Raw genomic sequence first — 25,656 nt, forward strand, 5'->3', positions numbered from 1 at the left:
TTATTGCTGGTCTTTGTTGAGCTTGGTGAAGTGCTCATGGGGGTTTTCCGGGCTGTGGTGCGCGGCGCTGGCCGAACGGCTTTGCTCGGCACCGGCCCACAGGCGTTCCAGGTCGTAGAACTGGCGCGCCGAGGCGGTCATCATGTGCACGATGACATCGTCCATATCCAGCAGGACCCAGTCGCTGTCGCCCTTGCCTTCTTCACCCAGTGGCTTGACGCCCTGGGCCTTCACCGCTTCGCGGACCTTGTCCAGCATCGCGCCGATCTGGCGGTTGGAGGTACCGGTGGCGATGATCATGTAGTCCGTGATGCTCTGCTTGTCACGAACGTCGATCACCTGGATGTCCTGGGCCTTGACGTCTTCCAGGGCCGCCACGGCGACCTTGACCAGCTCTTCGCCGACCAGCGCCACGCCGGTGTGGGCTTCTACGGGCAGCGGGGCGCTCTTGAACGTGCCCTTGCGCTTTACTTTGTTTACGTCTTTGTCAGTCATATAAAACTCGTTTTGCTCGTATGTTCGGGCGCTTCGCTACACGCATTCACGTGCCTTGAAGCGCGCCTTTTTCAGTTCGACGCACGGTAAAGCCCGTGCGCATCGATGTAGGCCAGGACCGCGTCGGGCACCAGGAAACGTACCGACTTACCGCTGGCCAGCAGTTGACGGATCTGGGTGGCGGATACCGCGAGCGGCGTCTGCCAGACGAATGCAATCTGTCCGCTCGGCCCTTTCAGGGCCAGCGGGTCGCTCACCGAGCGGGCCGCCAGCAGGTTGCGCAAGGCATCCGGCGGCTCGCTGTCGGCATCCGGGCGTTGCAGCACCAGGATGTGGCAATGCTGGAGCAACTCGTCCCAGCGATGCCAAGTGGGCAGGCCGCAAAATGCGTCCCAGCCCAAAAGCAGAAAAACCTGGGCATCAGCGGCCAGCTCGGCACGCATCAGCTCCAGGGTATCGATGGTGTAGGACGGTTTGTCCCGCTGCAATTCGCGGGCGTCCACCACCAACGGCGCCACACCGGCCACCGCGCACTCGACCATCGCCAGACGGTCCTGCGCCGACACCTGCGGCATGTCCCGATGAGGCGGCCGGGCGCTGGGCGTCAGGCGTAGCTCATCGAGGGCCAGGGCGTCGGCGACTTCCAGCGCACCGCGCAAATGGCCGATGTGCACCGGGTCGAACGTGCCGCCCAGGATACCGATGCGCTTTGGCGCGGTGGTCGCCGTCACCGCGCTCGTAGTCATGGAGGCCAGCGGGTCGAGGTCGCCCAAGTCAGACCGGCTCCTGTCCGCGCAACTGGCCATCACCGACCACGATGTACTTCTCGCAGGTCAGGCCTTCCAGACCGACCGGGCCGCGGGCGTGCAGCTTATCAGTAGAAATGCCGATCTCGGCACCCAATCCGTATTCAAAGCCATCGGCGAAGCAGGTCGGGGTGTTGATCATCACCGACGCCGAATCCACTTCAGCCACGAAACGCCGGGTTTCGCCCTGGTGTTCACTGACGATGGAATCGGTGTGGTGAGAGCCGTGGCGGTTGATGTGTTCGATGGCCTGGTCCAGCCCGTCGACCACGCGGATCGACAGGATCGGCGCCAGGTACTCGGTATCCCAATCCTCTTCCGTGGCCGCAACGGCCTCGATGATCGCCCGGGTACGCTCGCAACCGCGCAGTTCGACGCCTTTTTCGCGGAACTGGGCGGCCATCGACGGCAAAAAGTCCTGGGCAACGGCCTGGTCCACCAGCAAGGTTTCCATCGCGCCGCAGATGCCGTAGCGGTAGGTCTTGGCGTTGAAGGCGATGCGCTGGGCCTTCGGCAATTCGGCGTGGGCACTGACGTAGACGTGGCAGATACCGTCGAGGTGCTTGATCACCGGCACGCGGGCGTCACGGCTGACCCGCTCGATCAGGCCCTTGCCGCCACGGGGCACGATGACATCGACGAACTCGGGCATGGTGATCAGGGCGCCAACGGCGGCGCGGTCGGTGGTTTCCACCACTTGCACCACGGCCGCCGGCAGATCGGCCTCGGCCAGGCCGCGCTGGATGCAAGCGGCAATGGCACGGTTGGAATGGATGGCCTCGGAGCCGCCACGCAGGATGGTCGCGTTACCCGACTTCAGGCACAGGCTCGCAGCGTCGATGGTCACGTTCGGCCGCGACTCGTAGATGATCCCGACCACGCCCAGGGGCACGCGCATCTTGCCGACCTGGATGCCCGACGGGCGGTAGCTCATGTCGCGGATCGCCCCGACCGGGTCCGGCAGGGCCGCGACCTGGCGCAGACCGACGATCATGCCGTCGATGCGCGCCGGGGTCAGCGCCAGGCGCTCGAGCATGGCCGGCTCCAGGCCATTGGCCCGGCCGGCGGCCAGGTCCCGTTCGTTGGCGGCGGACAACTCGGCGCGCGCGGCGTCCAGCGCATTGGCGGCAGCCTGCAGGGCGCGGTTTTTCTGCGCGGTGCTGGCCCGGCCGATGATGCGCGACGCTTCACGAGCGGCGCGACCCAGGCGGGTCATGTAGTCAAGAACGGACTCAGTCATGGTCTGTGTGGTCTTGGCGATGGGGAAAGCGGCAGATTATAGCTGTCGTAACCCTCGACTAACAGCATGGACTCGCAGTGGTGACCGGCGGAGAAGTAAAACAGGCGTAAACAGCCGGTTGAAGCGAGTGTTCAGCGGTGATTAAGCTTTCCATTGCTATCATCGCGCTTCCTTTGGCCTCACTTCGTCTATCGACATGACCGATTTGCCAACGCCCAACGCCCTGCCCCACGCCTTTTTCGACCGCGACGCCCAGGTCCTTGCCAAAGACCTGCTGGGCAAAGTCATCCGCCACAAGGTCGGCGACCTGTGGCTCAGCGCGCGGATCATCGAGACCGAGGCGTATTACTTTGCCGAAAAAGGCAGCCACGCCTCCCTGGGCTACACGGAAAAACGTAAGGCTTTGTTTCTGGATGGTGGGCACATCTATATGTACTACGCCCGGGGCGGCGATTCGCTGAACTTCAGCGCCCAAGGCCCCGGCAATGCGGTGCTGATCAAATCGGCCTACCCGTGGGTCGATGCCCTTTCCGGGCCGGCGAGCCTGGCGCAGATGCTGCTGAACAATCCCGACGCCCAAGGCCGCCCGCGCACACCGCAAAAACTCTGTGCCGGTCAGACCCTGCTGTGCAAAGCCCTGGGGCTGAAGGTGCCGGACTGGGACGCCAAACGCTTCGACCCCGAGCGCTTGCTGGTGGAAGACGCGGGCGTGCCAACGGTCAACGCGATCCAGACCACCCGCCTGGGCATCCCCCTGGGACGGGACGAGCACCTGCCCTACCGATTTGTCGATGCGGCCTATGCACCGTGGTGTACCCGTAACCCGTTGCGGCGGGGGCAGGTCGAAGGCCGTGATTATTTTTTACTTTCATGAACACAACCGCCCCCTGTGGGAGCGAGCTTGCTCGCGATGGCATCGGGTCAGCAGAATGGGGGCTGACTGACACACCGCAATCGCGAGCAGGCTCGCTCCCACAGTTGATGTTCAGTGACCACAGGTTTTGTGTTCACAACAGAATCCCACAGGGGGTTCGATGCATGCCCATCACTATTCAATGGAGTTGTTCTTATGGGCCCATGGCTCGATAGCATCACCGGCTGGTTGACCGTCAACCCGCAATGGCTGGCGGTGGCGGTGTTCATCGTCGCCTGCGTGGAATGCCTGGCCATCGCCGGCCTGATCGTGCCGGGTACGGTGCTGCTGTTTGCCATCGCTGTGCTGGCCGGCAGTGGCGCATTGTCCTTGGGCGAGACGCTGCTGCTGGGCCTGCTCGGGGGTTTGCTGGGGGACTTGGTGTCGTATTTCCTCGGCCGGCATTTCCACCAGAACATCCGGCGCCTGCCGGGGCTGCGGCATCACCCCGAATGGATGAGCGCGGCGGAAAGCTATTTCCAGCGCTACGGCATCGCCAGCCTGCTGGTGGGCCGATTCATTGGCCCGCTACGCCCCATGCTGCCGATGGTGGCCGGGATGTGCGACATGCCGTTCCCACGCTTCGCCGCTGTCAGCGTGTTGGCCGCGGCGGGCTGGACCGTGGCGTACCTGTTGCCGGGCTGGGCCACCGGGGCGGCATTTCGCCTGCCGTTGCCTGAAGGGTTCTGGCCGCAGGCCGGTGTGGTCATCGGCAGCATCGCGGTGATGATCGGGCTGAGCGTCAACAGCACCCTGCGGCGCCATCGCCATGCCACGGTCCTGATCGCCGGGATCGGCCTGGTGATCCTGATCGGCCTGTTCATCGGCTTTCGCTACCTGACGGCCTTCGACCAAGGCTTGATGGCCCTGGTCCAGGAGCATCGCGGCCCGACGCTGGATGAGATCGCCGTGACCTTCACGCTGATCGGCGAATTCCGCTATATGTTGATCGTCTGCAGCCTGCTGACCGGGTTGCTGCTGTTGGCACGGCAATGGCGCCAGGCAATCTTCGCCGGGGGCACCATGCTGTTCACCGCCCTGGCCAATACCGGCTGCAAACACTTCTTTGCCCGTGTGCGCCCGGAAATCCTCACCGACCCACTGACCAGCTACAGCATGCCCAGCGGCCATTCCTCCGGGGCATTCGCGCTGTTCCTGAGCCTCGCCGTCCTGGCCGGCCGCGGCCAACCGCCACGCCTGCGCCTGACCTGGCTGTTGCTCGGCTGCCTGCCAGCGCTGGCCATCGCCCTGTCGCGGGTCTACCTGGGCGCGCACTGGCCGAGCGACATCGTCGCCGGGGCAATGCTCGCCGCCAGCATCTGTGCGGCCGCCCTGTGGTTGAGCCAGCGCCAGACCCCGCTGCCGGCCATGCCGCCGAAAGTCTGGTGGCTGATCCTGCCGGCGCTGGTGGCGATGTTCAGCTTCTTCGCGCTGCGGCATTTGCCCCATGCGATGTTGCGGTATGCCTATTGAACACAATATCTGAGGGCACTGGAGATCCCCTGTGGGAGCGGGCTTGCTCGCGAAAGCGGTGGATCAGTTAACACATGCGTTGGATGACACTCCGCTTTCGCGAGCAAGCCCGCTCCCACAGGGGGTCGGTGTTGTTCGGTGGATATGAGGGGTGTCAGGCGAACAGTTCGCCCTGCAACTCATCGAGCAACGCCTGGATCGCGTCCAGGCGCTGTTGCGGGTCGTCGAGTTGCAGCAGGTCGATCTTGTCCAGCTCATTGAACGGCAGCAGGTAAGCCAGTTGATTGGCCAGCGATTGCTGGCCGGTCGCTTCGGTGCCCATGTTCAGAGCCTCGACCATCGGATGCTCGGCCAGGGCCTTGAGCAGCGCCACCAGGTCGGCGTCTTCATCCTGCAGGGGTTGCTCCGGCTCCTCCTCCAGCCACTCGACTTCAGCGACCGTCAGTTGATCCGCCTGGACGCTGCTGCCATGGACGATAAAGCGCCGCCCACCCTGCACGCGAATTCCCAGCAGGCCATTGTCCTGCTGGGAAAAATCGGTGATGCGCGCTTCACAACCGACCCGCGCGTAGCCTTCAGGCGCGATGCCGACCTCCTCGCCATCGAGGATGCACACCACCCCGAAGCCTTCGCCCTTTTTCATGCAGCGCCCGATCATGTCGAGGTAGCGCGCCTCGAAAATCTGCAAGTCGAGGATGCAACCGGGGAACAGCACGGTGTTCAACGGGAAAAGCGGCAAGCTCATAACCAGATCCTTAAACGGTCATCGACACCACCAACGGCAATAGCACCGCCGTGGCCACGCCCATCAGACTCATCGCCAGCGCCGCAAAGGCGCCCGACTCTTCGCTTTCCTGCAACGCCACCGACGTGCCCACCGCATGAGCCGCCAGCCCCAGGGCCATGCCCCGGGCCTCAGGGCTATGGACACCCAACCGGGTCAGAATACTCGGACCGAGGATGGCCCCGAGTACACCGGTGATCAACACGAACACCGCCGCCATGGCCGCCACGCCGCCGATCTGCTCGGCCACCAGCATGGCGATCGGCGAGGTCACGGACTTGGGCGCCATGGTCATCAGGATCATGTGCTCAGCCCCAAAAGCCCAGCCCAGCAACACCGCGGAGCCGGTGGCAAACACCCCGGCTATCACCAGCGTAGTAAAAATCGGCCAGAACAACTGCCGGATCCGTCGCAGGTTCAAATACAGCGGCACCGCCAGGGCGACCGTGGCCGGGCCCAGCAGAATGCTGAGGATCTCGGTGCTCTTGCGGTACTCGGCATAGCCGATGCCGCAGCCGACCAGCACGCCGATCAACAGCACCATCGACATCAGCACCGGTTGCAGGAACACCCAGCGGGTCTTTTCGAACGCCGCCAGCACCAGTTGATAGGCACCGAGGGTAATGCCGATGCCGAACAGCGGATGGTGGATCACCGAGGTCCAGGCGCCCTGCCAGTCGAGCATCATTGGCTGTCCTCCGGGGCGGCGACGTGACGGCGGGCCAGGCGCTGCATCAGCACCCCCGTCAGCGCCACGGACAGCACCAGCGACAAGGTCAACGCACCAACGATGGCCCAGAAATCGGCGGCAATCGCCCCGGCGTAGACCATCACCCCCACCGCAGGCGGCACCAGCAGCAAGGGCAAGTAACGCAGCAGGCTGCCGGCGGCCAGGTTCAACGGCTCGCTGACTTCACCGCGTACCACCAGATAGCCCAGCAGCAACAGCAGGCCGATGATCGGCCCTGGCAGCACCGGCAAGAACAAATGATTGATCGCAGTGCCCAGCAATTGAAACAGCACCAGCCAGGTCAGGCCCCGTAGCAACATCCGCTCTCTCCCCCAGCAACAGACCCAATGAACGCGCCAATTCGGTTCACGGCGTGATTGTGTGGCGAGGGAGCTTGCTCCCGCTTGAGTGCGAAGCGCTCATAAAATGGGGCCGCTGCGCAGCCCAGCGGGAGCAAGCTCCCTCGCCAAGAAATCAAACGCACACGTTAAGTGAACGCAATTGCAAAGAATGCGCCGGCATTATAAGCATGCCCGCGCTATGGTTCGGCATTCGTAAAAAGCATGGTCGATGACCTGCCCGGCGCGCCATGTTGATCTACAGTGGTTCTCCGGGGACGCCAATCCCCGTTCCAGAAAAAGTAAAACAGATGAACCCAAGGAGAGTCTCAATGCCCTACGTCCCCGTTGCAGCGCTCAAAGATTATGTCGGCAAGGAACTTGGACGTTCCGAATGGCTTACCATCGATCAGGAGCGCATCAACCTGTTCGCCGAAGCCACTGGCGACTTTCAGTTCATCCACGTCGATCCGGTCAAGGCCGCGCAGACCCCGTTCGGCAGCACCATCGCCCACGGTTTCCTGTCGCTGTCGCTGATGCCCAAGCTGATGGAAGACATCCTGATCCTGCCCGAGGGCGTGAAGATGGTCGTCAACTACGGGCTGGACAGCGTGCGCTTCATCCAACCGGTAAAAGTCGATTCCAAGGTCCGGCTCAAGGTCGACCTGGTGGACGCCACCGAGAAAAAACCCGGCCAATGGCTGCTCAAGGCCACCGCCACCCTGGAAATCGAAGGCTCGGAAAAACCGGCCTACATCGCCGAGCCGTTGTCGCTCTGCTTCGTGTAAACCTGCGCAAATGCGAAACCGTCCAGGCAGTTTCGCATCGCTTTTCTATGTCTAGGGGGCATAGCTGCGGCATACTCGTGGCCTGATGACCTGGATCCCGTTATGCGCTTACTCGTCCCACTGACCCTGACCCTGTTGCTCACCGCCTGTGGCGACGGCGAATCGCCGCTGCCTCCCGACGCGCGCCTGCCCGATGGCGGACGCTATCGCGGCGACCTGGTGGATGGGCTGCTGCAAGGCCAGGGGCGTATCGACTACCCCAACGGCAGTTGGTATGCCGGGCAATTCGACAAAGGCCAGTGGCACGGCACCGGGGAATGGCATGGCAGCAATGGCGAGGTCTATCGCGGCCAGTTCCACCAAGGCCTGTTCCACGGCCAGGGCAGCCTGACCACACCGACCAGCAGCTACACCGGCGGCTTCAAGCTGGGGCGCCGGGACGGTGAAGGAACGCTCAAGGAAAACGGCATGACCTACCGGGGCGAGTTCAAGGCCGACCGCTATTCCGGCCTCGGACGCCTGGAGCTCGACGACGGCAGCCAGTACCAGGGTCCCTTCGTCAACGGCAAGCCCAACGGTGAAGGCCAGCGCTTCGACGCCAGCGGCAACCAGTTCACCGGGCATTTTGTCGATGGACAGCTGCAGGGCAAGGGCACCTTCAACAGCGCCGAGGGCGATGTCTACATCGGCGGTTTCAGGAACAACCAACTCAATGGTCGCGGTCGCTACGAAAATGCCGACGGCGACGTCTGGATCGGCCAGTTCAAGGATGGCGCGCTGACCGGCAAGGGCGAACTGATCGGCGCCGACGGCAGCCACTACCTCGGCCAATTCAATGATTGGCGTTTTACCGGCGAAGGGCGCCTGAACCTGCCCGACGGCAGTTTCTACATCGGCCAGTTCGAAAGCGACAGCTATCACGGGCGCGGCACCCTGGCGCTGACCGACGGCACCGTACAAAGCGGCACCTGGGCCAACGGCCAACGGGTGCGCGACGCGGACGGCAGGTTGTTGCCGGATGTGCTCGAACTCGGCCTGCTGGCCCAGGGCCAGCTGCTGGAGGAAGCCCTGGCCAATATCCCGGCCTCGACCCCAGCGGTGGAGCTGTACAGCCTGACCCTGGGCGGCGACGGTAAGCAAAGCGTGTTCCTGCGCGAATCCGACTATGTCGCCAACATGCTCGCCAGCCGTTTCGGCGCGTTCGGGCAGATCCGCCTGGTGAACCATCGTGACCACCTCGGCGATCGGCCCATGGCCAGCCGCGAAAGCCTGCGCCGCGCCGTTGCCACCCTGGCCGAGCGCAGTGGCCCGGAAGACCTGATTTTCATCTACCTGACCAGTCACGGCACCAGCGAGCATGAACTGGTGCTCGACCAGCCGCGCATGGAACTGGCCGACCTGCCCGCCGATGAACTGGCCGTGGTCCTGGCACCGCTGAAGAACCGCGACAAGATCGTGGTGATTTCGGCCTGTTATTCCGGCGGTTTCATCCCGGCACTCAAGGATGAACGCACCCTTATCATGACTGCTTCTCGGGCCGACCGGGTGTCCTTCGGCTGCTCCGAGGAAGCCAACTTCACCTACTTCGGCGATGCGCTGTTCGCCCAGGCATTGAACCAGACCGACGACCTGGAGCAGGCCTTCAAGCGGGCCAAGGCCACCGTGGCCGAACGCGAACAAGCGGACAATTTCGAGGCCTCCGAACCGCAGATGTGGGCGCCAAGGACGGTCCTTTCCCACTGGCAACTGCTGCGCAAACAGCAGGCACGTAAAGCATTGCAAAGTGCTGCATTGAACGACGAGGCCACAAAGAGCAACTAAGCTGAACCGTATCAAGGGGGAAACACTATGTACTTGACGCCTCAGCATGTTTTGCTCGCCGGTGCGACCGGGCTGACCGGGGAACATCTACTGGACCGGCTGCTCAACGAGCCGACCATCACCCGCGTATTGGCGCCTTCACGTCGGCCACTGGCCGAGCATCCACACTTGGAAAACCCGGTTGGGGAGCCGGCCCAGGTGCTGCCACAGCTCAGCGGCCAGGTCGACATCGCCTTTTGCTGCCTCGGCACGACCATCAAGAAAGCCGGCTCTGAAGCCGCCTTTCGCGCAGTGGACCTCGACCTGGTCGTGGCGTTTGCCAAACGCGCCCGGGAACTGGGGGCACGGCACCTGCTGGTGATCAGTGCATTGGGGGCCGACGCCAAGTCATCGATCTTCTACAACCGGGTCAAAGGTGAGATGGAGGCGGCACTCAAGGCCCAGGACTGGCCGCAGTTGACCATCTGCCGCCCTTCCCTGCTGCTGGGCGACCGCGTCGAACCACGCCTGGCCGAGCAACTGGCCGGGCCGTTGTCCAAGCTGATCCCAGGCAAGTACCACGGCATCGAAGCCTGCCAACTGGCCCGGGCCATGTGGCGCTTGGCGCTGGAAGAGCAGGATGGGGTGCGGGTGGTGGAGTCGGATGAGTTGCGCAAGCTTGGCAAGTAATTGCGGCGCCTGAGCGGGCGCCATCGCGAGCAAGCTCGCTCCCACAGTTGACCAAGTTTCTTCAGAAGGAATGCAATCCCTGTGGGAGCGAGCTTGCTCGCGATAGCGATTGATCAGCTTGCATCCATGCTGGATGCCCCCCGCTGTTGTGGCGAGGGAGCTTGCTCCCGCTCGACTGCGCAGCAGTCGCCCTCACATTTGAATCAGCTCAAAAAGCTTGGGGCCGCTTCGCAGCCCAGCGGGAGCAAGCTCCCTCGCCACAGGTTCTGGGCAGATCAAGCACTGTGGTGTTTGTTACAACCCGCCTGTCGCTTGGAACCCTACGCCTAATGCCGTGAACAACGACAACGGCAACAACAAAGTATCCAGCAGCGCACTGCCCGGCAGATCCAGCCCTGGGTAACTCGGCGCCTCGGCCCCAAAGCGGTCCTTGGCGCAGCAACCACCATTGAGGGCATAAAGATCCAGACGCGTGCCCGCGTACACCACCGGCGCCCCGGGCTTGGCGGCGTCGAGGGTGCGGGCGGTGGCGCAGCCGGTCAGTTGCAGCGCCAGCAGCACGATCAGCAGCTTATTCATCGCTGCTCAAATGGTGCTCGCCCCAGCGCGGCAACATGTCCTGGGGAATGTTCAGCAGATTGAGAATCCGCGCGACAACAAAATCGATCAAGTCATCAATGGTCTGCGGCTGGTGATAAAACCCCGGCGAGGCCGGCAGGATGGTCACGCCCATGTTCGACAGCTTGAGCATGTGCTCCAGGTGAATGCTCGAATACGGCGCTTCCCGCGGCACCAGGATCAACTGACGGCGCTCCTTGAGCGTCACGTCCGCCGCCCGTTCGATCAGGTTGTTGCAAGCCCCGGTGGCAATCGACGACAGCGTCCCGGTGGAACACGGCACCACCACCATCGCCGCCGGCGCGCCGGAGCCCGAGGCCACCGGCGACATCCAGTCTTCCTTGCCATACACACGAATCTGCCCCGCCGCCGCACCGGTGTATTCGGTGAGGAAGGCCTGCATCATCTGGGTCTTGGCCGGCAGGGTCACGTCGGTCTCGGTGGCCATCACCAGTTGCGCGGCCTTGGAGATCAGGAAGTGCACCTCGCGGTCTTCGCGCACCAGGCAATCGAGCAGGCGCAAGCCGTACTGGGCGCCGGAGGCACCGGTCATTGCCAGCGTGATACGTTCAGGGCCATTGCTCATTTCAGCGCCTCGGCCAGTTTGCCGTGCAGGCCGCCGAAGCCGCCGTTGCTCATGATCACCACGTGAGTGCCGGGCTGGGCCTGGCTCTTCACACGCTCGATGATGCCCTCCAGGGAATCGCTGACAATCGACGGCACCGTGCACAACGCCGCGGTGGCGCCGAGGTCCCAACCCAGGTTGGCCGGTGCGTACCAGATCACCTGGTCGGCATCGACCACGCTTTCCGGCAGGCCATCGCGATGGGCGCCGAGCTTCATGGAGTTGGAACGCGGCTCGATGATCGCGATCAGCGGCGCGTCACCGATGCGCTTGCGCAAACCGTCGAGGGTGGTGGCGATGGCGGTCGGGTGGTGGGCGAAATCGTCGTAAATGGTGATGCCGCGCACTTCGGCGACTTTTTCCATCCGCCGTTTCACGCTCTTGAACGCGCTCAACGCGGCGATGCCCATGGACGGCACCACGCCGACATGCCGGGCCGCCGCCAGGGTCGCCAGGGCGTTGGCGACGTTGTGCTGGCCGGTCATGTCCCACTCGACCACGCCTTGGGACTGGCCCTCGAACATGACTTCGAACTGCGAACCGTCATCCTTGAGCAATTTCACCTGCCATTGACCGCCCGCACCGGTGGTTTGCACCGGGGTCCAGCAACCCATTTCAATGACGCGCTGCAACGCCGGTTCGGTGGTCGGGTGAATCACCAGGCCTTCGCTGGGAATGGTACGCACCAAATGGTGGAACTGTCGCTCGATGGCCGGCAGATCGGGGAAGATATCAGCGTGATCGAACTCAAGGTTGTTGAGGATCGCCGTGCGTGGACGGTAGTGGACGAATTTCGAACGCTTGTCGAAAAACGCGCTGTCGTATTCGTCGGCCTCGATCACGAAGAACGGCGTGCCGCCCAGGCGCGCCGACACCGAGAAGTTCTGCGGCACGCCACCGATCAGGAAGCCCGGGCTCATGCCCGCGTGCTCCAGGACCCAGGCGAGCATGCTGCTGGTGGTGGTCTTGCCATGGGTGCCGGCCACGGCCAGGACCCAGCGGCCCTGCAACACGTGATCGGCCAGCCACTGCGGGCCCGACACGTACGGCAGGCCTTTGTTGAGCACGTACTCCACCGCCGGGTTGCCCCGGGACATGGCGTTGCCGATGACCACCAGGTCCGGCGCCGGGTCCAGTTGCGCCGGGTCATAGCCTTGGGTCAGCTCGATGCCCTGGGCTTCCAGCTGAGTGCTCATCGGCGGGTAGACGTTGGCGTCGGAACCGGTCACGTGATGGCCCAGCTCCTTGGCCAGGACCGCCATCGAACCCATGAAAGTGCCGCAAATACCGAGAATATGGATGTGCATAGTCGACCTCGTAAACATGGCCGCAGGTTAGCGTAGGGAGGGGGAAATCGCACCTTGTGTTTCGAACTGCAACTGTCGGGGCACCACAAATCCCCTGTGGGAGCGAGCTTGCTCGCGATAGCGGTGGATCAGCTTGCGGTGATGTTGAATGTACAGCCGCCTTCGCGAGCAAGCCCGCTCCCACAGGTGAATGTGCCCGCAGGTGAATGTACAACCCGGCCTTTGTGGCGAGGGAGCTTGCTCCCGCTGGGCTGCGAAGCAGCCCCAAGCTTTCTTTCCACCCTGAAACCGGAGGTGACTGCTGCGCAGTCGAGCGGGAGCAAGCTCCCTCGCCACAACAGCAATCAGCAATCAGCAGTCAGCAGTCAGCAGTCAGCAGTCAGCAGTCAGCAGATCAATGATCAGTGGCTCAGCGAGCAATCGCGTGCTTGCGCAGCTTCCGGTAAAGGGTATTGCGGCTGATCCCCAGTTGTTCGGCGGTGTGAGTCATGTGCCAGCGCTGGCGCTCCAGGGCATCGAGCAACGCCACACGCTCGGCATCTTCCAGCGGCCGTTCCGCCACCGCCTCAACCACGGCAACCGGGCGCTGGCGAATCATCGCCGGCAAATCCTCCAACCCGATCCGCCCGCCGTCGCACAACGCGGCGAGGGTCCGCAGCACATTGCGCAGTTGCCGCACATTGCCCGGCCAATCAAAGCCCAGCAACGCCTGGCGCGCCGGTTCGTCGATGGCCACCGTCTCGGCACCGCTCTCTTCAGCCAACAGGAAATCCAGCAACTGCGACTTGTCACTGCGCTCGCGCAACGCCGGCAGCGGGATTTCCAGGCCATTGAGCCGGTAGTACAAATCCTCACGGAAACTGCCGTCCCGCACCCGGTCGAGCAACTGCCGGTGGGTGGCGCTGATGATGCGCACGTTCACCGCCTCGGGCTCGCCGCCGATGGGCACCACTTGGCGATCCTCCAGCACCCGTAGCAAACGGGTCTGCAAAGCCAGGGGCATGTCGCCGATTTCATCGAGGAACAGCGTGCCGCCGTCGGCCTGTTGCAGTTTGCCGCGCATGCCTTCCTTGCGCGCACCGGTGAAGCTGCCGCCGCGATAACCGAACAGCTCGCTCTCGATCAGGCTTTCCGGGATGGCTGCGCAGTTGAGGGCGACGAAGTGCTTGCCGGCGCGCTGGCTGGCGTGGTGCACGGCCTTGGCGAACGCCTCCTTGCCGGAGCCGGTTTCGCCGTGGATCAGCAGCGGCACATCACGCTCGAACACCCGCAGCGCCTTGCGAAAATGCTCCTGCAACGCCGCATCCCCCAGGCAGATCCCCGGCAGGCGGGCGGGCTCGATGGCCTTGAGCAGCGGCGCGACCGGCACCGGCACGCTGCGCGGCTGCCCACGCAACACGGCGAACAAATGCCGGCCGTCACGGGTGCGCAGCGGCCAACTGGCGCTGGCTTGGGCACTGGCCCGGCCCAGCAATTCGTCCAGTGAGCAGTCGAAAAAGTCCTCGACCCGCTGGCCGAGCAAGCCGCCACGGATATGCCCCAAGAGGTTGAGCGCGCTCTGGTTGACCGCGCAGATCCGTCCTTCGCCGTCGAACGCCATGAGTCCTTCGCTGAACAGTCCCACGGACTCGGCCTGCAAGTGGAAGCGCAGCAGCCATTGATTGTCGAAGCAACGCAGGAAATAGCAGCTCTCGATCATCTTCGCCGAGAGATTGACCAGGGCCATGGTGTGGAACTGGCTCTGGCGCGACACGTCCGGCCGGGCCGAAGAGACATCGAGCACCGCCAGCAATTCGCCCTGGGGGTCGAACACCGGGCTGGCCGAGCAGGTCAGGCCGGTGTGACGGCCACGAAAGTGTTCTTCCTGGTGGATGGTCAGGGCCTGGCGTTCCACCAGGCAAGTGCCGATGCCGTTGGTGCCTTCGCAGGCTTCGCTCCAGTCGGCGCCGAGCCAGAGGCCGGCCCGCTCGAAAATCTTCCGCTCGCTGGGAGCGGTGACGCAGTTGAGGATCACGCCCCGGGCGTCGGTCAGCAGCACCGCGTGGCCGGCGCCGGAGAGTTGCTGGTGCAGGCTGGTCATTTCATTGCCGGCGATGTGCAGCACCTGTTGCAAGCGCTCGCGGCTCTCCAGCACCCGGCCATGTTCAAGCACCGTCGGCGCCAGGTTCTGGGCCGGGTCGAGGTGATAGTCCTCGAGGCAGCGCAGCCAGGAACGGGCAATCGAGGGATCGCTGCCAGGCCCCTGCAAATGGGCCTTGCCCTGGGTGACTGTCAGGACTTGCTGGGCATGGCGACTCAAATGGTTGCTGTGCATTTCTTATTGTTCTCCCCGAAGGACCTGCCTCACTGGAGCAACTGGTGAATATCCAACTGTGAACACTGAACCCTGTGGCGAGGGAGCTTGCTCCCGCTCGACTGCGTAGCAGTCGCCTCCCATTTCAGAGTGAAAAAAGCTTGGGGCTGCTGCGCAGCCCAGCGGGAGCAAGCTCCCTCGCCACAAAAGCGTTCTTGTCCATGGCCTGATCATCAGCGCCCAGCATCCTCCAGCCCAACCCCCTTTGCAATGCTGGCGCGACCTGTCAGTCACAGACTGTCTCGCATCTGGCACAAACTGTCACACCCGCTGTATCGCAAGCGTCACACCCCCCCTCCGTTTGTCCGACCCTCTCCTCCTAAAGTGTTGATTTCCGGGCCCTGCAAGGCAATGGCCCGACCTTTGCTCTAGGCTTAAGTACCAGCGCGTATTTGCGCGGCTCCCTAATAAGCACAAAAGCCAAGGAGAACTCATCATGCGTTACGCTCACCCCGGTACTGAAGGCGCTATCGTTTCGTTCAAGAGCAAATACGGTAACTACATCGGCGGCGAGTTCGTCGCGCCTGTCAAAGGTCAGTACTTCACCAATACTTCCCCGGTCAATGGCCAGCCCATTGCCGAATTCCCGCGCTCCACGGCCGAAGACATCGAAAAAGCCCTGGACGCCGCCCACGCTGCCGCGGATGCCTGGGGCGCCACTTCGGCCCAAGCCCGTTCGCTGATCCTGCTGAAAATCGCCGACCGCATCGAAGCCAACCTCGAAGTGCTGGCGATCACCGAATCCTGGGACAACGGCAAGGCCGTGCGCGAAACCCTCAACGCCGACATCCCCCTGGCCGCCGACCACTTCCGCTACTTCGCCGGTTGCCTGCGGGCCCAGGAAGGCGCGGCTGCCGAGATCGACGGCAACACCGTGGCCTACCACATCCATGAACCGCTGGGCGTGGTCGGGCAGATCATCCCGTGGAACTTCCCGCTGCTGATGGCCGCCTGGAAACTCGCCCCGGCCCTGGCCGCCGGTAACTGCGTGGTGCTCAAGCCGGCCGAGCAAACCCCACTGGGCATCTGCGTGCTCATGGAACTGATCGGCGACCTGCTGCCGCCCGGCGTGCTGAACGTGGTGCAAGGTTTTGGCAAGGAAGCCGGTGAAGCCCTCGCCACCAGCAAGCGCATCGCCAAGATCGCCTTCACCGGCTCCACCCCTGTCGGCTCGCACATCATGAAATGCGCCGCCGAGAACATCATCCCGTCCACCGTGGAACTGGGCGGCAAGTCGCCGAACATCTTCTTCGAAGACATCATGCAGGCCGAGCCGAGCTTCATCGAGAAAGCCGCCGAAGGCCTGGTGCTGGCGTTCTTCAACCAGGGCGAAGTCTGCACCTGCCCCTCCCGCGCCCTGGTGCAGGAGTCGATCTATGACGAGTTCATGAAGGTTGTGATGAACAAAGTCCTGCAGATCAAACGCGGCGACCCGCTGGACACCGACACCATGGTCGGCGCCCAGGCGTCCGAGCAGCAATTCGACAAGATCCTGTCGTACCTGGAAATCGCCAAGGGCGAAGGCGCCGAGCTGCTGACCGGCGGCCGGGTGGAAAAACTCGAGGGCAACCTGGCGACCGGGTATTACATCCAGCCAACCCTGCTCAAGGGCACCAACAAAATGCGCGTGTTCCAGGAAGAAATCTTCGGCCCAGTGGTGAGCATCACCACCTTCAAGGACGAAGCCGAAGCCCTGGCGATCGCCAACGACACCGAGTTCGGCCTTGGCGCCGGCCTGTGGACCCGCGACATCAACCGCGCCTACCGCATGGGCCGGGCGATCAAGGCCGGTCGTGTGTGGACCAACTGCTACCACCTGTACCCGGCCCATGCCGCGTTCGGTGGCTACAAGAAGTCCGGCGTGGGCCGTGAGACCCACAAGATGATGCTCGATCATTACCAGCAGACCAAGAACCTGCTGGTGAGCTACGACATCAATCCGTTGGGGTTCTTCTAAGGCATTGGGGTGAGGCAGGTGGTTCTGCTTCGCCCCTTTAGATCGCTATCGCGAGCAGGCTCGCTCCCACAAGGATCTGTGGATAACTCTCCTTCAGGGTTGAAGCAGATCCACTGTGGGAGCGAGCCTGCTCGCGAAAGCGGTGTCAGTCACATAGTTGCTCAAGGTGCCGCCGCCTTCGCGAGCAAGCCCGCTCCCACAGGGGTACTGCGCTAATCCGGCGATCAGGCTAGACAAAAAAACAATAAAAACAGGTAAACCCTTATGCCAAGCGATCATGCAAACCCGCAACCGGCAACGTCCTCGGTCGACTTCGAAAAAGTCGGCTCCGAATATTTCCAACAACGCGAACTGAAAAAAGGCGCGGCAGGCTGGGTCCTGCTGGTGGGCCTGGGCGTGGCCTATGTCATTTCCGGTGACTACGCCGGCTGGAACTTCGGCCTGGCCCAGGGCGGCTGGGGCGGGATGTTCCTCGCTACCCTGCTGATGGCCGCGATGTACCTGTGCATGTGCTTTTCCCTGGCCGAGCTGTCCTCGATGATCCCTACCGCGGGCGGCGGCTACGGCTTTGCCCGCAGCGCATTCGGGCCCTGGGGCGGATTTCTCACGGGCACGGCGATCCTCATCGAGTACGCCATCGCCCCGGCGGCGATTGCCGTGTTCATCGGCTCCTATTGCCAATCGTTGTTCGGCATTGGCGGCTGGATGATCTACCTGGCGTTCTACATCATCTTCATCGCCATCCATATTTTCGGCGTGGGTGAAGCCCTCAAGCTGATGTTCATCATCACCGCCGTCGCCGCCCTGGCGCTGGGGGTTTTCCTGGTAGCGATGGTGCCGCACTTCAACGTCGCCAACCTGCTGGACATCCCCGTTACCGAGGCCGCCGGGGCCAGTTCGTTCCTGCCCTTCGGCTACGTCGGCGTCTGGGCGGCCATTCCTTATGCGATCTGGTTTTTCCTCGCCGTGGAAGGCGTGCCCCTGGCCGCTGAAGAAACCAAGAACCCCAAGCGCGACCTGCCACGCGGCCTGATCGGCGCCATGTTGGTACTGGTGGCCTTCGCCCTGCTGATCCTGGTGATCGGCCCGGGCGGCGCGGGTTCCAACGCGCTGATGGCCTCGGGCAACCCGCTGGTGGAAGCCCTGGCCAAGGCCTACGGCGGCTCGACCTGGATGGGCCACTTCGTCAACCTCGTCGGCCTGGCCGGTTTGATCGCCAGTTTCTTCTCGATCATCTACGCCTACTCGCGGCAGATCTTTGCCTTGTCCCGCGCCGGCTACCTGCCGCGCAAACTCTCGGAAACCAATAAAAGCAAAGCGCCGGTCCTGGCGCTGGTCATTCCCGGCATCATCGGTTTCGGCTTGTCCTTGACCGGCCAGGGCGACCTGCTGATTCTGGTGGCGGTGTTCGGTGCGACCATTTCCTACGTGCTGATGATGGCCGCGCACATCACCCTGCGCATCCGTCGCCCCAAAATGGACCGGCCGTACCGCACGCCGGGCGGCATCTTCACCTCGGGCGTGGCCCTGGTGCTGGCGTGCATCGCCGTAGTGGCGGGCTTTTTGGTGGACCCACGGGTGGTCATCGGCGCCGCGATCATCTATGGAGTGTTAATTGCTTACTTTGCTTTCTACAGTCGGCATCACTTGGTCGCAGGCACCCCCGAAGAGGAATTCGCGGCCATTCAAAAAGCCGAAGAAGCCTTGCACTAAGCCGTAACGTGCCGAAAACCACGGCGCCGCCCAGCGGCGCCGTCACGGAGAACCTGTATGGCCAGTTTTGCACACACGGTCGGCGCCCAGACCTACCGTTTTGACAGCCTCAAAGACCTGATGGCCAAGGCCAGCCCGGCGCGTTCCGGGGATTTCCTGGCCGAGATCGCCGCGCTCAACGATGGCGAGCGGGTCGCCGCGCAAATGGCTTTGGCCGACCTGCCCCTCAGCCATTTCCTGCAAGAAGTGCTGATTCCCTACGAGGCCGATGAGGTCACCCGGCTGATCGTCGACACTCACGATAAACAGGCTTTTGCCGTTGTCAGCCACCTCACGGTCGGCGGCTTTCGCGACTGGCTGCTCAGCGACGCCGCCGATGAACAGAGCCTGCGGGCCCTGGCCCCCGGCCTGACGCCGGAAATGGTCGCCGCCGTGTCGAAGATCATGCGCGTGCAGGACTTGGTATTGGTGGCTCAGAAAATCCGCGTGGTCACCAAATTCCGCGGCACCCTCGGCCTGCGCGGCAGACTGTCCACCCGCCTGCAGCCCAACCATCCCACCGATGAACCCGCCGGCATCGCGGCGAGCATCCTCGACGGCCTGCTCTACGGCAACGGCGACGCCATGATCGGCATCAACCCGGCCACCGACAGCACAGCCTCGATCTGCGCCATGCTGGAAATGCTCGACGCCATCATCCAGCGCTACGATATTCCCACCCAAGGCTGCGTGCTGACCCACGTCACCACCTCCATCGAAGCGGCGAACCGCGGCGTGCCCTTGGACCTGGTGTTCCAATCCATCGCCGGCACCGAAGCGGCCAACGCCAGTTTCGGCATCAACCTCAATGTCTTGCAGGAAGGCTACGACGCCGGGCTCAGCCTGAATCGCGGCACCCTCGGCAACAACCTGATGTATTTCGAAACCGGCCAGGGCAGCGCGCTGTCGGCCAACGCCCACCACGGCGTCGATCAACAGACCTGCGAAACCCGGGCCTACGCCGTGGCACGGCATTTCAAGCCATTCTTGGTGAACACGGTTGTAGGCTTCATCGGCCCGGAGTACCTGTACAACGGCAAACAAATCATCCGCGCCGGCCTCGAAGACCACTTCTGCGGCAAGTTGCTGGGCGTGCCGATGGGTTGCGACATCTGCTACACCAACCACGCCGAAGCCGACCAGGACGACATGGACACCCTGCTGACCCTGCTGGGCGTGGCCGGGATCAACTTCATCATGGGCATCCCCGGCTCCGATGACATCATGCTCAACTACCAGACCACCTCGTTCCACGACGCCCTCTACGCCCGCCAGACCCTGGGCCTGAAGCCGGCGCCGGAATTCGAGACCTGGCTGGCGAACATGGGCATCTTCACCCAGGCCGATGGCCGGGTGCGGTTCGGCGACAACCTGCCCCCGGCGTTTCGTCACGCATTAGCTCATTTGGGATAAGCCGCATTTGGGATGAGAGAACTGCCCATGGATAAAAAACCTGTAGATCCACAAAACCCTTGGCTGAACCTGCGTACCCTCACCCCGGCGCGCATCGCCCTGGGCCGCACCGGCACCAGCCTGCCGACCCAGGCGCAACTGGACTTCCAATACGCCCACGCCCAGGCCCGCGATGCGGTGCACCTGGCGTTCGATCATCAAGGCATTCGCGCACAACTGACTGAGCGCGGCCGCGAAAGCCTGCTGCTCCACAGTGCCGCCGCTGACCGCCACAGCTATCTACAGCGCCCGGACCTGGGCCGACGGCTCGACGAGGCCTCCGCACAAATCCTGGAGGACTACGCAGCGGCCCATCCCGGCGGCGTGGACCTGGCCATCGTCGTGGCTGATGGTCTGTCGGCGCTGGCGGTGCATCGTCATACCCTGCCGTTCCTGGCGCGCCTGGAAGAACAGACCGCCGCTGACGGCTGGTCGGTGTCGCCGGTGATCCTGGTGGAACAAGGCCGGGTCGCGGTAGCCGATGAAGTGGCGCAGCGGCTCGGCGCGAAAATGTCGGTGATCCTGATCGGCGAACGCCCCGGCCTCAGCTCCCCCGACAGCCTCGGGCTGTATTTCACCTACGCGCCCAAGGTCGGCCTGACCGACGCCTATCGCAACTGCATCTCCAATGTCCGCCTCGAAGGCTTGAGCTACGGCATGGCGGCCCATCGCCTGATCTACCTGATGCGCGAGGCCTGTCGCCGTCAGCTCTCGGGGGTCAATCTGAAGGACGAAGCCCAGGTTCAAACTCTGGATTCGGAAAGTGCTGCCGATATGAAAGGTAATTTCCTACTGATGCCGCCCCAAAGCTGATCCGTTTATCCGATTGCGTTTTTGATCCGCTTTCAGGCAGCATCAAAAGCACGGCAGCGCGACATTGTTGTCTGAGTATCTGTCGACCTTTGCAGACGAGACCTACCATGCGGATTATCCAAGCAACTCTGGAACACCTGGACCTGCTGACCCCATTGTTCGTCAAGTATCGGGAATTCTACGGCTCACTGCCCTACCCGGATTCGTCGCGAGCCTTCCTCGAAAAACGCCTGCGCCGCAAGGAATCGGTGATCTACCTGGCCTTGCCCGATGACGATGACAACCGGCTGCTGGGGTTCTGCCAGCTCTACCCGAGCTACTCATCCCTGTCCCTCAAGCGCGTATGGATCCTCAACGACATCTACGTCGCCGAAGACGCCCGCCGCCAACTGGTGGCCGACAACCTGATCCGCACCGCGAAAAAAATGGCCAAGGAAACCAACGCCGTGCGCATGCGCGTCTCCACCAGCAGCAACAACGAAGTCGCGCAGAAAACCTACGAGTCGATTGGCTTCAAGGAAGACACCGAGTTCAAGAACTACGTGCTGCCGATCAGCGAAGAACTCTGACCCACTGTGGCGGGGAAAACGCTGTGGCTGAGTGCCCCCTCGCCACAGAGTCCCGCTCCACAAACAAACTCCACTGACACCACACCCCGTGGCGAGGGAGCTTGCTCCCGCTGGGCTGCGCAGCAGCCCCAAAACCTGAGCACGCGGTACACCAGACGGACCGAGTCAGCTTCTTGGGAGGACCGCTCCGCGCTCCAGCGGGGATAAATCCCCTCGCCACAGAATCCCGCTCCACAAACAAACTCCACTGACACCACACCCCGTGGCGAGGGAGCTTGCTCCCGCTGGGCTGCGCAGCAGCCCCAAAACCTGAGCACGCGGTACGCCAGGTTCACCGAGTCAGCTTTTGGGGGGACCGCTTCGCGCTCCAGCGGGAGCAAGCTCCCTCGCCACAAAATCGGTCCGAGCCGAGGCCTCATCCAACCAGCCCCTCAGAAATCCCCAGCTACAAACTCCCCCCGCACTTCCCCTGCCCCGCCGTATAATGCCGCTCTTCCCAGCTTGTAAGAAAAAGCTACACATTCTGTAGCCATACTCAAAGCCAGACCCACAAGCCTGCCGAGTCGGGCCACCACCACAGGTGCTATGCATGGATTTCAACCCCCTCGACCTCATTCTGCATCTCGACGTCTACCTCGACATGCTGGTGACCAACTACGGCACATGGGTCTACGCCATCCTGTTCCTGGTGATCTTCTGTGAAACCGGCCTGGTGGTGATGCCCTTCCTCCCAGGCGACTCGCTGCTGTTCATCGCCGGCGCCGTCGCCGCCGGTGGCGCCATGGACCCCGTCCTGCTGGGCGGCCTGCTGATGCTCGCGGCCATCCTCGGCGACAGCACCAACTACCTCATCGGCCGCACCGCCGGCGAAAAACTCTTCAGCAACCCCAACTCGAAAATCTTCCGCCGCGACTACCTGCAGCAAACCCACGACTTCTACGCCAAACACGGCGGCAAAACCGTGACCCTGGCGCGCTTCCTGCCGATCATCCGCACCTTCGCCCCCTTCGTCGCCGGCGTGGGCAAAATGAACTACCTGCGCTTCTTCGGCTTTAGCGTCCTCGGCACCGTCCTGTGGGTCGGCGGCCTGGTGACCCTCGGCTACTTCTTCGGCAACGTGCCCTTCATCAAGCAGAACCTGTCGCTGCTGGTCGTTGGCATCATCCTGCTGTCGCTGTTGCCGATGATCATCAGCCTGGTGCGCAGTAAAATGAGCCAGCGCGCCTCGAAAGCCGAAACGCGCTGATCGCTATGTGGTCCCTGAGCAACTGGCGCCGCCGACGCACCCTCGCCAAACACCCCGTGGCCGAGGACACCTGGCGGCGGGTGCGTCATCAGTTGAGCTTCCTCGACGGCATCAGCGCCGCCGAGGACCAATGGCTACGGGAAGCCTGCGTACTGTTCCTGCACGATAAACACCTCACCGCCCTGCCCGGCGTCGAACTGCACCAGGAACAACGCCTGCTGCTCGCCGCCCAGGCGCAATTGCCGCTGATGCACCTCGGCGATTTGAACTGGTACCAGGGCTTCCACGAAATCGTCCTCTACCCCGACGACTTCCTCAGCCCCCAACGCTACCGTGACGCCAGCGGCATCGAGCACGAATGGGACGGCGAACACAGCGGCGAAGCCTGGCCCCAAGGCCCGATCATCCTGGCCTGGGACGGCGTGATGGCCAGCGGCGGCTGGGACGGCTACAACCTGGTGATCCACGAACTGGCGCACAAACTCGACATGCTCAACGGCGACGCCAACGGCCTGCCACCGCTGCACGCCGACATGCGCGTCCAGGACTGGGCCGACGCCATGCAACAAGCCTTCGACGACCTCAACCGGCAACTGGACAACAACCCGGACGCAGAAACCGTCATCGACCCCTACGCCGCCGAAAACCCGGCGGAATTCTTCGCCGTCACCAGCGAATACTTCTTCAGCGCCCCAGACCTGCTGCACCAGGCCTATCCCAAGGTCTACGAACAGCTCAAGGCGTTCTACCGCCAGGATCCTTTGGCCCGGCTGCGGCAACTTCAGGCCGAAGATCCGGTCTATCAGGCGTCATACTAAGGTCTCTAAGACCCTGCTAACGTGGCAACAGCGGCCGAATATGCCTATAATCGCCGCCACTTTTTGGTCAATCCGACCAGTCATTTGGTCAACTAACGGGGGCACCGCCCAATGAGCTACAGCAAGATTCCGGCTGGCAAAGACCTGCCGAACGACATCTACGTCGCGATCGAAATCCCGGCCAACCACGCCCCGATCAAATACGAAATCGACAAGGACAGCGACTGCCTGTTCGTTGACCGTTTCATGGCCACCCCCATGTTCTACCCGGCCAACTACGGTTTCATCCCCAACACCCTGGCCGACGACGGCGACCCCCTCGACGTGCTGGTCGTGACCCCATACCCAGTGGCCCCAGGCTCGGTCATCCGCGCCCGTCCAGTCGGCATCCTGAACATGACCGACGACGGCGGCGGCGATGCCAAAGTCATCGCAGTGCCACACGACAAACTGTCGCAACTGTACGTCGACGTGAAGGAATACACCGACCTGCCACCGCTGCTGATCCAGCAGATCGAACACTTCTTCGCGAACTACAAAGATCTCGAAAAAGGCAAGTGGGTCAAGATCGAAGGCTGGGCCGGTGCAGACGCCGCCCGCGAAGCGATCACCAAGTCGGTTGCCGCCTACAAAGGCTGATACAAACTTGAAAAGAACCCCGGTTTGCCCCGGGGTTTTTTTATGCCTTAATGATTGCTAATACGTAGTTGTATTAACACCGTTTAAGCACGTTTAGCCCGCGCCTTTCAAATCCTGCAAACGGAAAGATCGTCTTATATATTTGCACGACTTGTTTATTGCCGAAAACACAGTCGCCCCTAAACTTTCCGTTTATGAAAATACTTTCCAGTGGCGACCGCTTCCGAGCCCTTCTAAAAGAAGCGAATATCCGATCCGCCGACTTCGCGAAGTTATACGGCGTGAAATCCCAACACGTGAACAACTGGTTCAACCGTGGCATCCCGCCCGGGCGCATCCACTCCATCGCCAGCCTGCTGACCGTCAGCCCGGAGTGGCTCGCCCACGGCGAAGGCCCCCAAACCCCATTGGGCCTCGGCCCCGGCACCACCTACGAGGCGGCCGAAAACGACGGCGTCTACAGCGTGGTGGAACCCACGGACATCGAACTGCCTTTCTACAAGGAAGTCCCCATCGCCCCCGGCGAAACCAAAACCCACATCGTCGAAATCCCCGACCAATCCATCCGCCTGCCCCGCAGCCACCTCGAATCCCTGGAAATCGACCCCGGCGACGCCTTCTGCATCACCATGGTCGGCGACAGCATGGCCGAACGCATCGAAGACGGCTCCACCCTCGCCATCGACCGCGGCCTGACCCAAATCGTCGACGGCCATATCTATGCGCTTGAACACGACGGGATGCTGCGCATCAAATACCTGCACCGTATTCCCGGTAATCGGCTACGCCTGCGTAGTCATAACTGTGCTGCGTATCCTGACGAAGTCTTCAGCGCCGAACAGATCGACGCGCAACACATCCGGGTAATCGGCTGGGTGTTCTGGTGGTCCACCCTCAACAAACGGAGACCGCCGGTGTTCGACTAAACCACCCAAGACCAGAAACCGTGGCGGGAATTGTGGCAGGAGCTGTGGCAAAAGCTGTGGCAGAAGCTTTTGTGGCGAGGGAGCTTGCTCCCGCTGGGCTGCGCAGCAGCCCCCTGCTTTCCCCCTGAATCCCCCTAACCCAATGATTCCATACCACTTACCACTGGGATTCTGAAGCAAACCCGCGTATCCTCCGCCCCACATTTGCGAGCCCACGCCTCGCACCGACAAGGCAGATCACTTTCTGACCAAGTCCCACAGCCGGCCGCAAGAGCCGGATGTACGTTTTGAAGGCTGGTGAGGTTTGTCAAAAACGAACTGAGTTAGTCAACGAGAAGCCGGCCATAAGCCGGCTTTTTAATGTGTGAGCTTTAATCCCATAACCCTTGTCCCAGCCCCGACTCAGCCCGTCTCCGAGCTATCAACGTCTAAATATCCCCAAGAACCTATCAATCCTGGATCGCCTATGACATGTAGGCAGTCCGGCAGGTTAAACTCCGCTTTTTTGCCTACTCCAAGGAGTT

At 62.6% G+C, this 25,656-nt stretch carries 24 protein-coding genes; 14 read left to right on the plus strand and 10 right to left on the minus strand.

Annotated elements, in window-relative coordinates:
- From rsfS to AC515T_RS25445, 3 genes are all read right to left on the minus strand, one after another.
- Positions 1-495 carry a ribosome silencing factor gene (gene rsfS / locus AC515T_RS25435; RefSeq protein ID WP_053125667.1) on the minus strand — a complete coding sequence of 165 codons (495 nt, stop codon included), beginning with the start codon at positions 493-495 and terminating at the stop codon, positions 1-3.
- A 71-nt stretch (positions 496-566) separates the two neighbouring features.
- Positions 567-1,241: a nicotinate-nucleotide adenylyltransferase gene (nadD, locus tag AC515T_RS25440; RefSeq protein WP_496533194.1), complete on the minus strand. Its 675-nt coding sequence runs from the start codon at positions 1,239-1,241 to the stop codon at positions 567-569.
- 28 nt (positions 1,242-1,269) lie between these two features.
- A complete protein-coding gene (locus AC515T_RS25445; protein ID WP_496530465.1) occupies positions 1,270-2,541 on the minus strand; it encodes a glutamate-5-semialdehyde dehydrogenase in 1,272 nt (423 codons plus the stop codon).
- A gap of 196 nt (positions 2,542-2,737) precedes the next feature.
- On the opposite strand from AC515T_RS25445, the gene AC515T_RS25450 reads away from it, so the two are divergent.
- Complete coding sequence (locus AC515T_RS25450; RefSeq protein WP_496530466.1) at positions 2,738-3,415, plus strand: DNA-3-methyladenine glycosylase; 678 nt, start codon at positions 2,738-2,740, stop codon at positions 3,413-3,415.
- Between the two features lie 195 nt (positions 3,416-3,610).
- Positions 3,611-4,927, plus strand: a complete 1,317-nt coding sequence (locus AC515T_RS25455; protein WP_496530467.1) for a bifunctional DedA family/phosphatase PAP2 family protein — start codon at positions 3,611-3,613, stop codon at positions 4,925-4,927.
- Positions 4,928-5,081: 154 nt separating this feature from the next.
- On the opposite strand, the gene AC515T_RS25460 is transcribed toward AC515T_RS25455, so the two are convergent.
- From AC515T_RS25460 to AC515T_RS25470, 3 genes are read right to left on the minus strand one after another with little or no spacing between them, the layout of a single operon-like run.
- Positions 5,082-5,672 carry an LON peptidase substrate-binding domain-containing protein gene (locus AC515T_RS25460; RefSeq protein ID WP_496530468.1) on the minus strand — a complete coding sequence of 197 codons (591 nt, stop codon included), beginning with the start codon at positions 5,670-5,672 and terminating at the stop codon, positions 5,082-5,084.
- 10 nt (positions 5,673-5,682) lie between these two features.
- Positions 5,683-6,399 carry an LrgB family protein gene (locus AC515T_RS25465; protein ID WP_092444060.1) on the minus strand — a complete coding sequence of 239 codons (717 nt, stop codon included), beginning with the start codon at positions 6,397-6,399 and terminating at the stop codon, positions 5,683-5,685.
- Positions 6,396-6,761 carry a CidA/LrgA family protein gene (locus AC515T_RS25470; RefSeq protein WP_053125681.1) on the minus strand — a complete coding sequence of 122 codons (366 nt, stop codon included), beginning with the start codon at positions 6,759-6,761 and terminating at the stop codon, positions 6,396-6,398. The genes AC515T_RS25465 and AC515T_RS25470 overlap by 4 nt, the downstream gene beginning before the upstream one ends.
- 350 nt (positions 6,762-7,111) lie before the next feature.
- Here AC515T_RS25470 and AC515T_RS25475 point away from each other — a divergent pair, with 350 nt between their 5' ends.
- From AC515T_RS25475 to AC515T_RS25485, 3 genes are all read left to right on the plus strand, one after another.
- Positions 7,112-7,567 carry a MaoC family dehydratase gene (locus tag AC515T_RS25475; RefSeq protein ID WP_122565036.1) on the plus strand — a complete coding sequence of 152 codons (456 nt, stop codon included), beginning with the start codon at positions 7,112-7,114 and terminating at the stop codon, positions 7,565-7,567.
- A gap of 102 nt (positions 7,568-7,669) precedes the next feature.
- Complete coding sequence (locus AC515T_RS25480; protein ID WP_496530469.1) at positions 7,670-9,388, plus strand: C13 family peptidase; 1,719 nt, start codon at positions 7,670-7,672, stop codon at positions 9,386-9,388.
- A 27-nt stretch (positions 9,389-9,415) separates the two neighbouring features.
- Complete coding sequence (locus AC515T_RS25485; protein ID WP_496530470.1) at positions 9,416-10,057, plus strand: oxidoreductase; 642 nt, start codon at positions 9,416-9,418, stop codon at positions 10,055-10,057.
- A gap of 294 nt (positions 10,058-10,351) precedes the next feature.
- On the opposite strand, the gene AC515T_RS25490 is transcribed toward AC515T_RS25485, so the two are convergent.
- The 4 genes from AC515T_RS25490 to AC515T_RS25505 form a co-directional block, all read right to left on the minus strand.
- Entirely contained in the window at positions 10,352-10,636 is a 285-nt protein-coding gene (locus AC515T_RS25490; protein WP_135847348.1) for a YceK/YidQ family lipoprotein, read from the minus strand.
- Complete coding sequence (ubiX, locus tag AC515T_RS25495; protein ID WP_496530471.1) at positions 10,629-11,261, minus strand: flavin prenyltransferase UbiX; 633 nt, start codon at positions 11,259-11,261, stop codon at positions 10,629-10,631. Before ubiX ends, AC515T_RS25490 begins: the two co-directional genes overlap by 8 nt.
- Positions 11,258-12,607: a UDP-N-acetylmuramate:L-alanyl-gamma-D-glutamyl-meso-diaminopimelate ligase gene (gene mpl / locus AC515T_RS25500; RefSeq protein WP_496530472.1), complete on the minus strand. Its 1,350-nt coding sequence runs from the start codon at positions 12,605-12,607 to the stop codon at positions 11,258-11,260. Before mpl ends, ubiX begins: the two co-directional genes overlap by 4 nt.
- 409 nt (positions 12,608-13,016) lie before the next feature.
- Complete coding sequence (locus tag AC515T_RS25505; RefSeq protein ID WP_496530473.1) at positions 13,017-14,921, minus strand: sigma-54-dependent Fis family transcriptional regulator; 1,905 nt, start codon at positions 14,919-14,921, stop codon at positions 13,017-13,019.
- Between the two features lie 475 nt (positions 14,922-15,396).
- On the opposite strand from AC515T_RS25505, the gene exaC reads away from it, so the two are divergent.
- From exaC to AC515T_RS25550, 9 genes are all read left to right on the plus strand, one after another.
- Positions 15,397-16,917 (plus strand): acetaldehyde dehydrogenase ExaC, encoded by a 1,521-nt coding sequence (gene exaC / locus AC515T_RS25510; protein WP_496530474.1) that lies wholly within the window; start codon positions 15,397-15,399, stop codon positions 16,915-16,917.
- 264 nt (positions 16,918-17,181) lie between these two features.
- A complete protein-coding gene (gene eat / locus AC515T_RS25515) occupies positions 17,182-18,630 on the plus strand; it encodes an ethanolamine permease (RefSeq protein WP_496530475.1) in 1,449 nt (482 codons plus the stop codon).
- Between the two features lie 57 nt (positions 18,631-18,687).
- A complete protein-coding gene (locus AC515T_RS25520) occupies positions 18,688-20,082 on the plus strand; it encodes an ethanolamine ammonia-lyase subunit EutB (protein ID WP_496530476.1) in 1,395 nt (464 codons plus the stop codon).
- Between the two features lie 27 nt (positions 20,083-20,109).
- Positions 20,110-20,934, plus strand: coding sequence for an ethanolamine ammonia-lyase subunit EutC (gene eutC / locus AC515T_RS25525; protein WP_496530477.1), 825 nt, complete (start codon positions 20,110-20,112; stop codon positions 20,932-20,934).
- Positions 20,935-21,041: 107 nt separating this feature from the next.
- Entirely contained in the window at positions 21,042-21,503 is a 462-nt protein-coding gene (locus AC515T_RS25530; RefSeq protein ID WP_496530478.1) for a GNAT family N-acetyltransferase, read from the plus strand.
- A 589-nt stretch (positions 21,504-22,092) separates the two neighbouring features.
- Entirely contained in the window at positions 22,093-22,749 is a 657-nt protein-coding gene (locus AC515T_RS25535) for a DedA family protein (RefSeq protein WP_496530479.1), read from the plus strand.
- A gap of 5 nt (positions 22,750-22,754) precedes the next feature.
- Positions 22,755-23,567 (plus strand): M90 family metallopeptidase, encoded by an 813-nt coding sequence (locus AC515T_RS25540; RefSeq protein WP_496530480.1) that lies wholly within the window; start codon positions 22,755-22,757, stop codon positions 23,565-23,567.
- Between the two features lie 111 nt (positions 23,568-23,678).
- Positions 23,679-24,206 (plus strand): inorganic diphosphatase, encoded by a 528-nt coding sequence (ppa, locus tag AC515T_RS25545; protein ID WP_123448269.1) that lies wholly within the window; start codon positions 23,679-23,681, stop codon positions 24,204-24,206.
- Positions 24,207-24,400: 194 nt separating this feature from the next.
- Positions 24,401-25,132: a LexA family transcriptional regulator gene (locus AC515T_RS25550; protein WP_496530481.1), complete on the plus strand. Its 732-nt coding sequence runs from the start codon at positions 24,401-24,403 to the stop codon at positions 25,130-25,132.
- Positions 25,133-25,656: the final 524 nt, after the last annotated feature.

Source organism: Pseudomonas sp. FSO-7 (assembly GCF_059579345.1).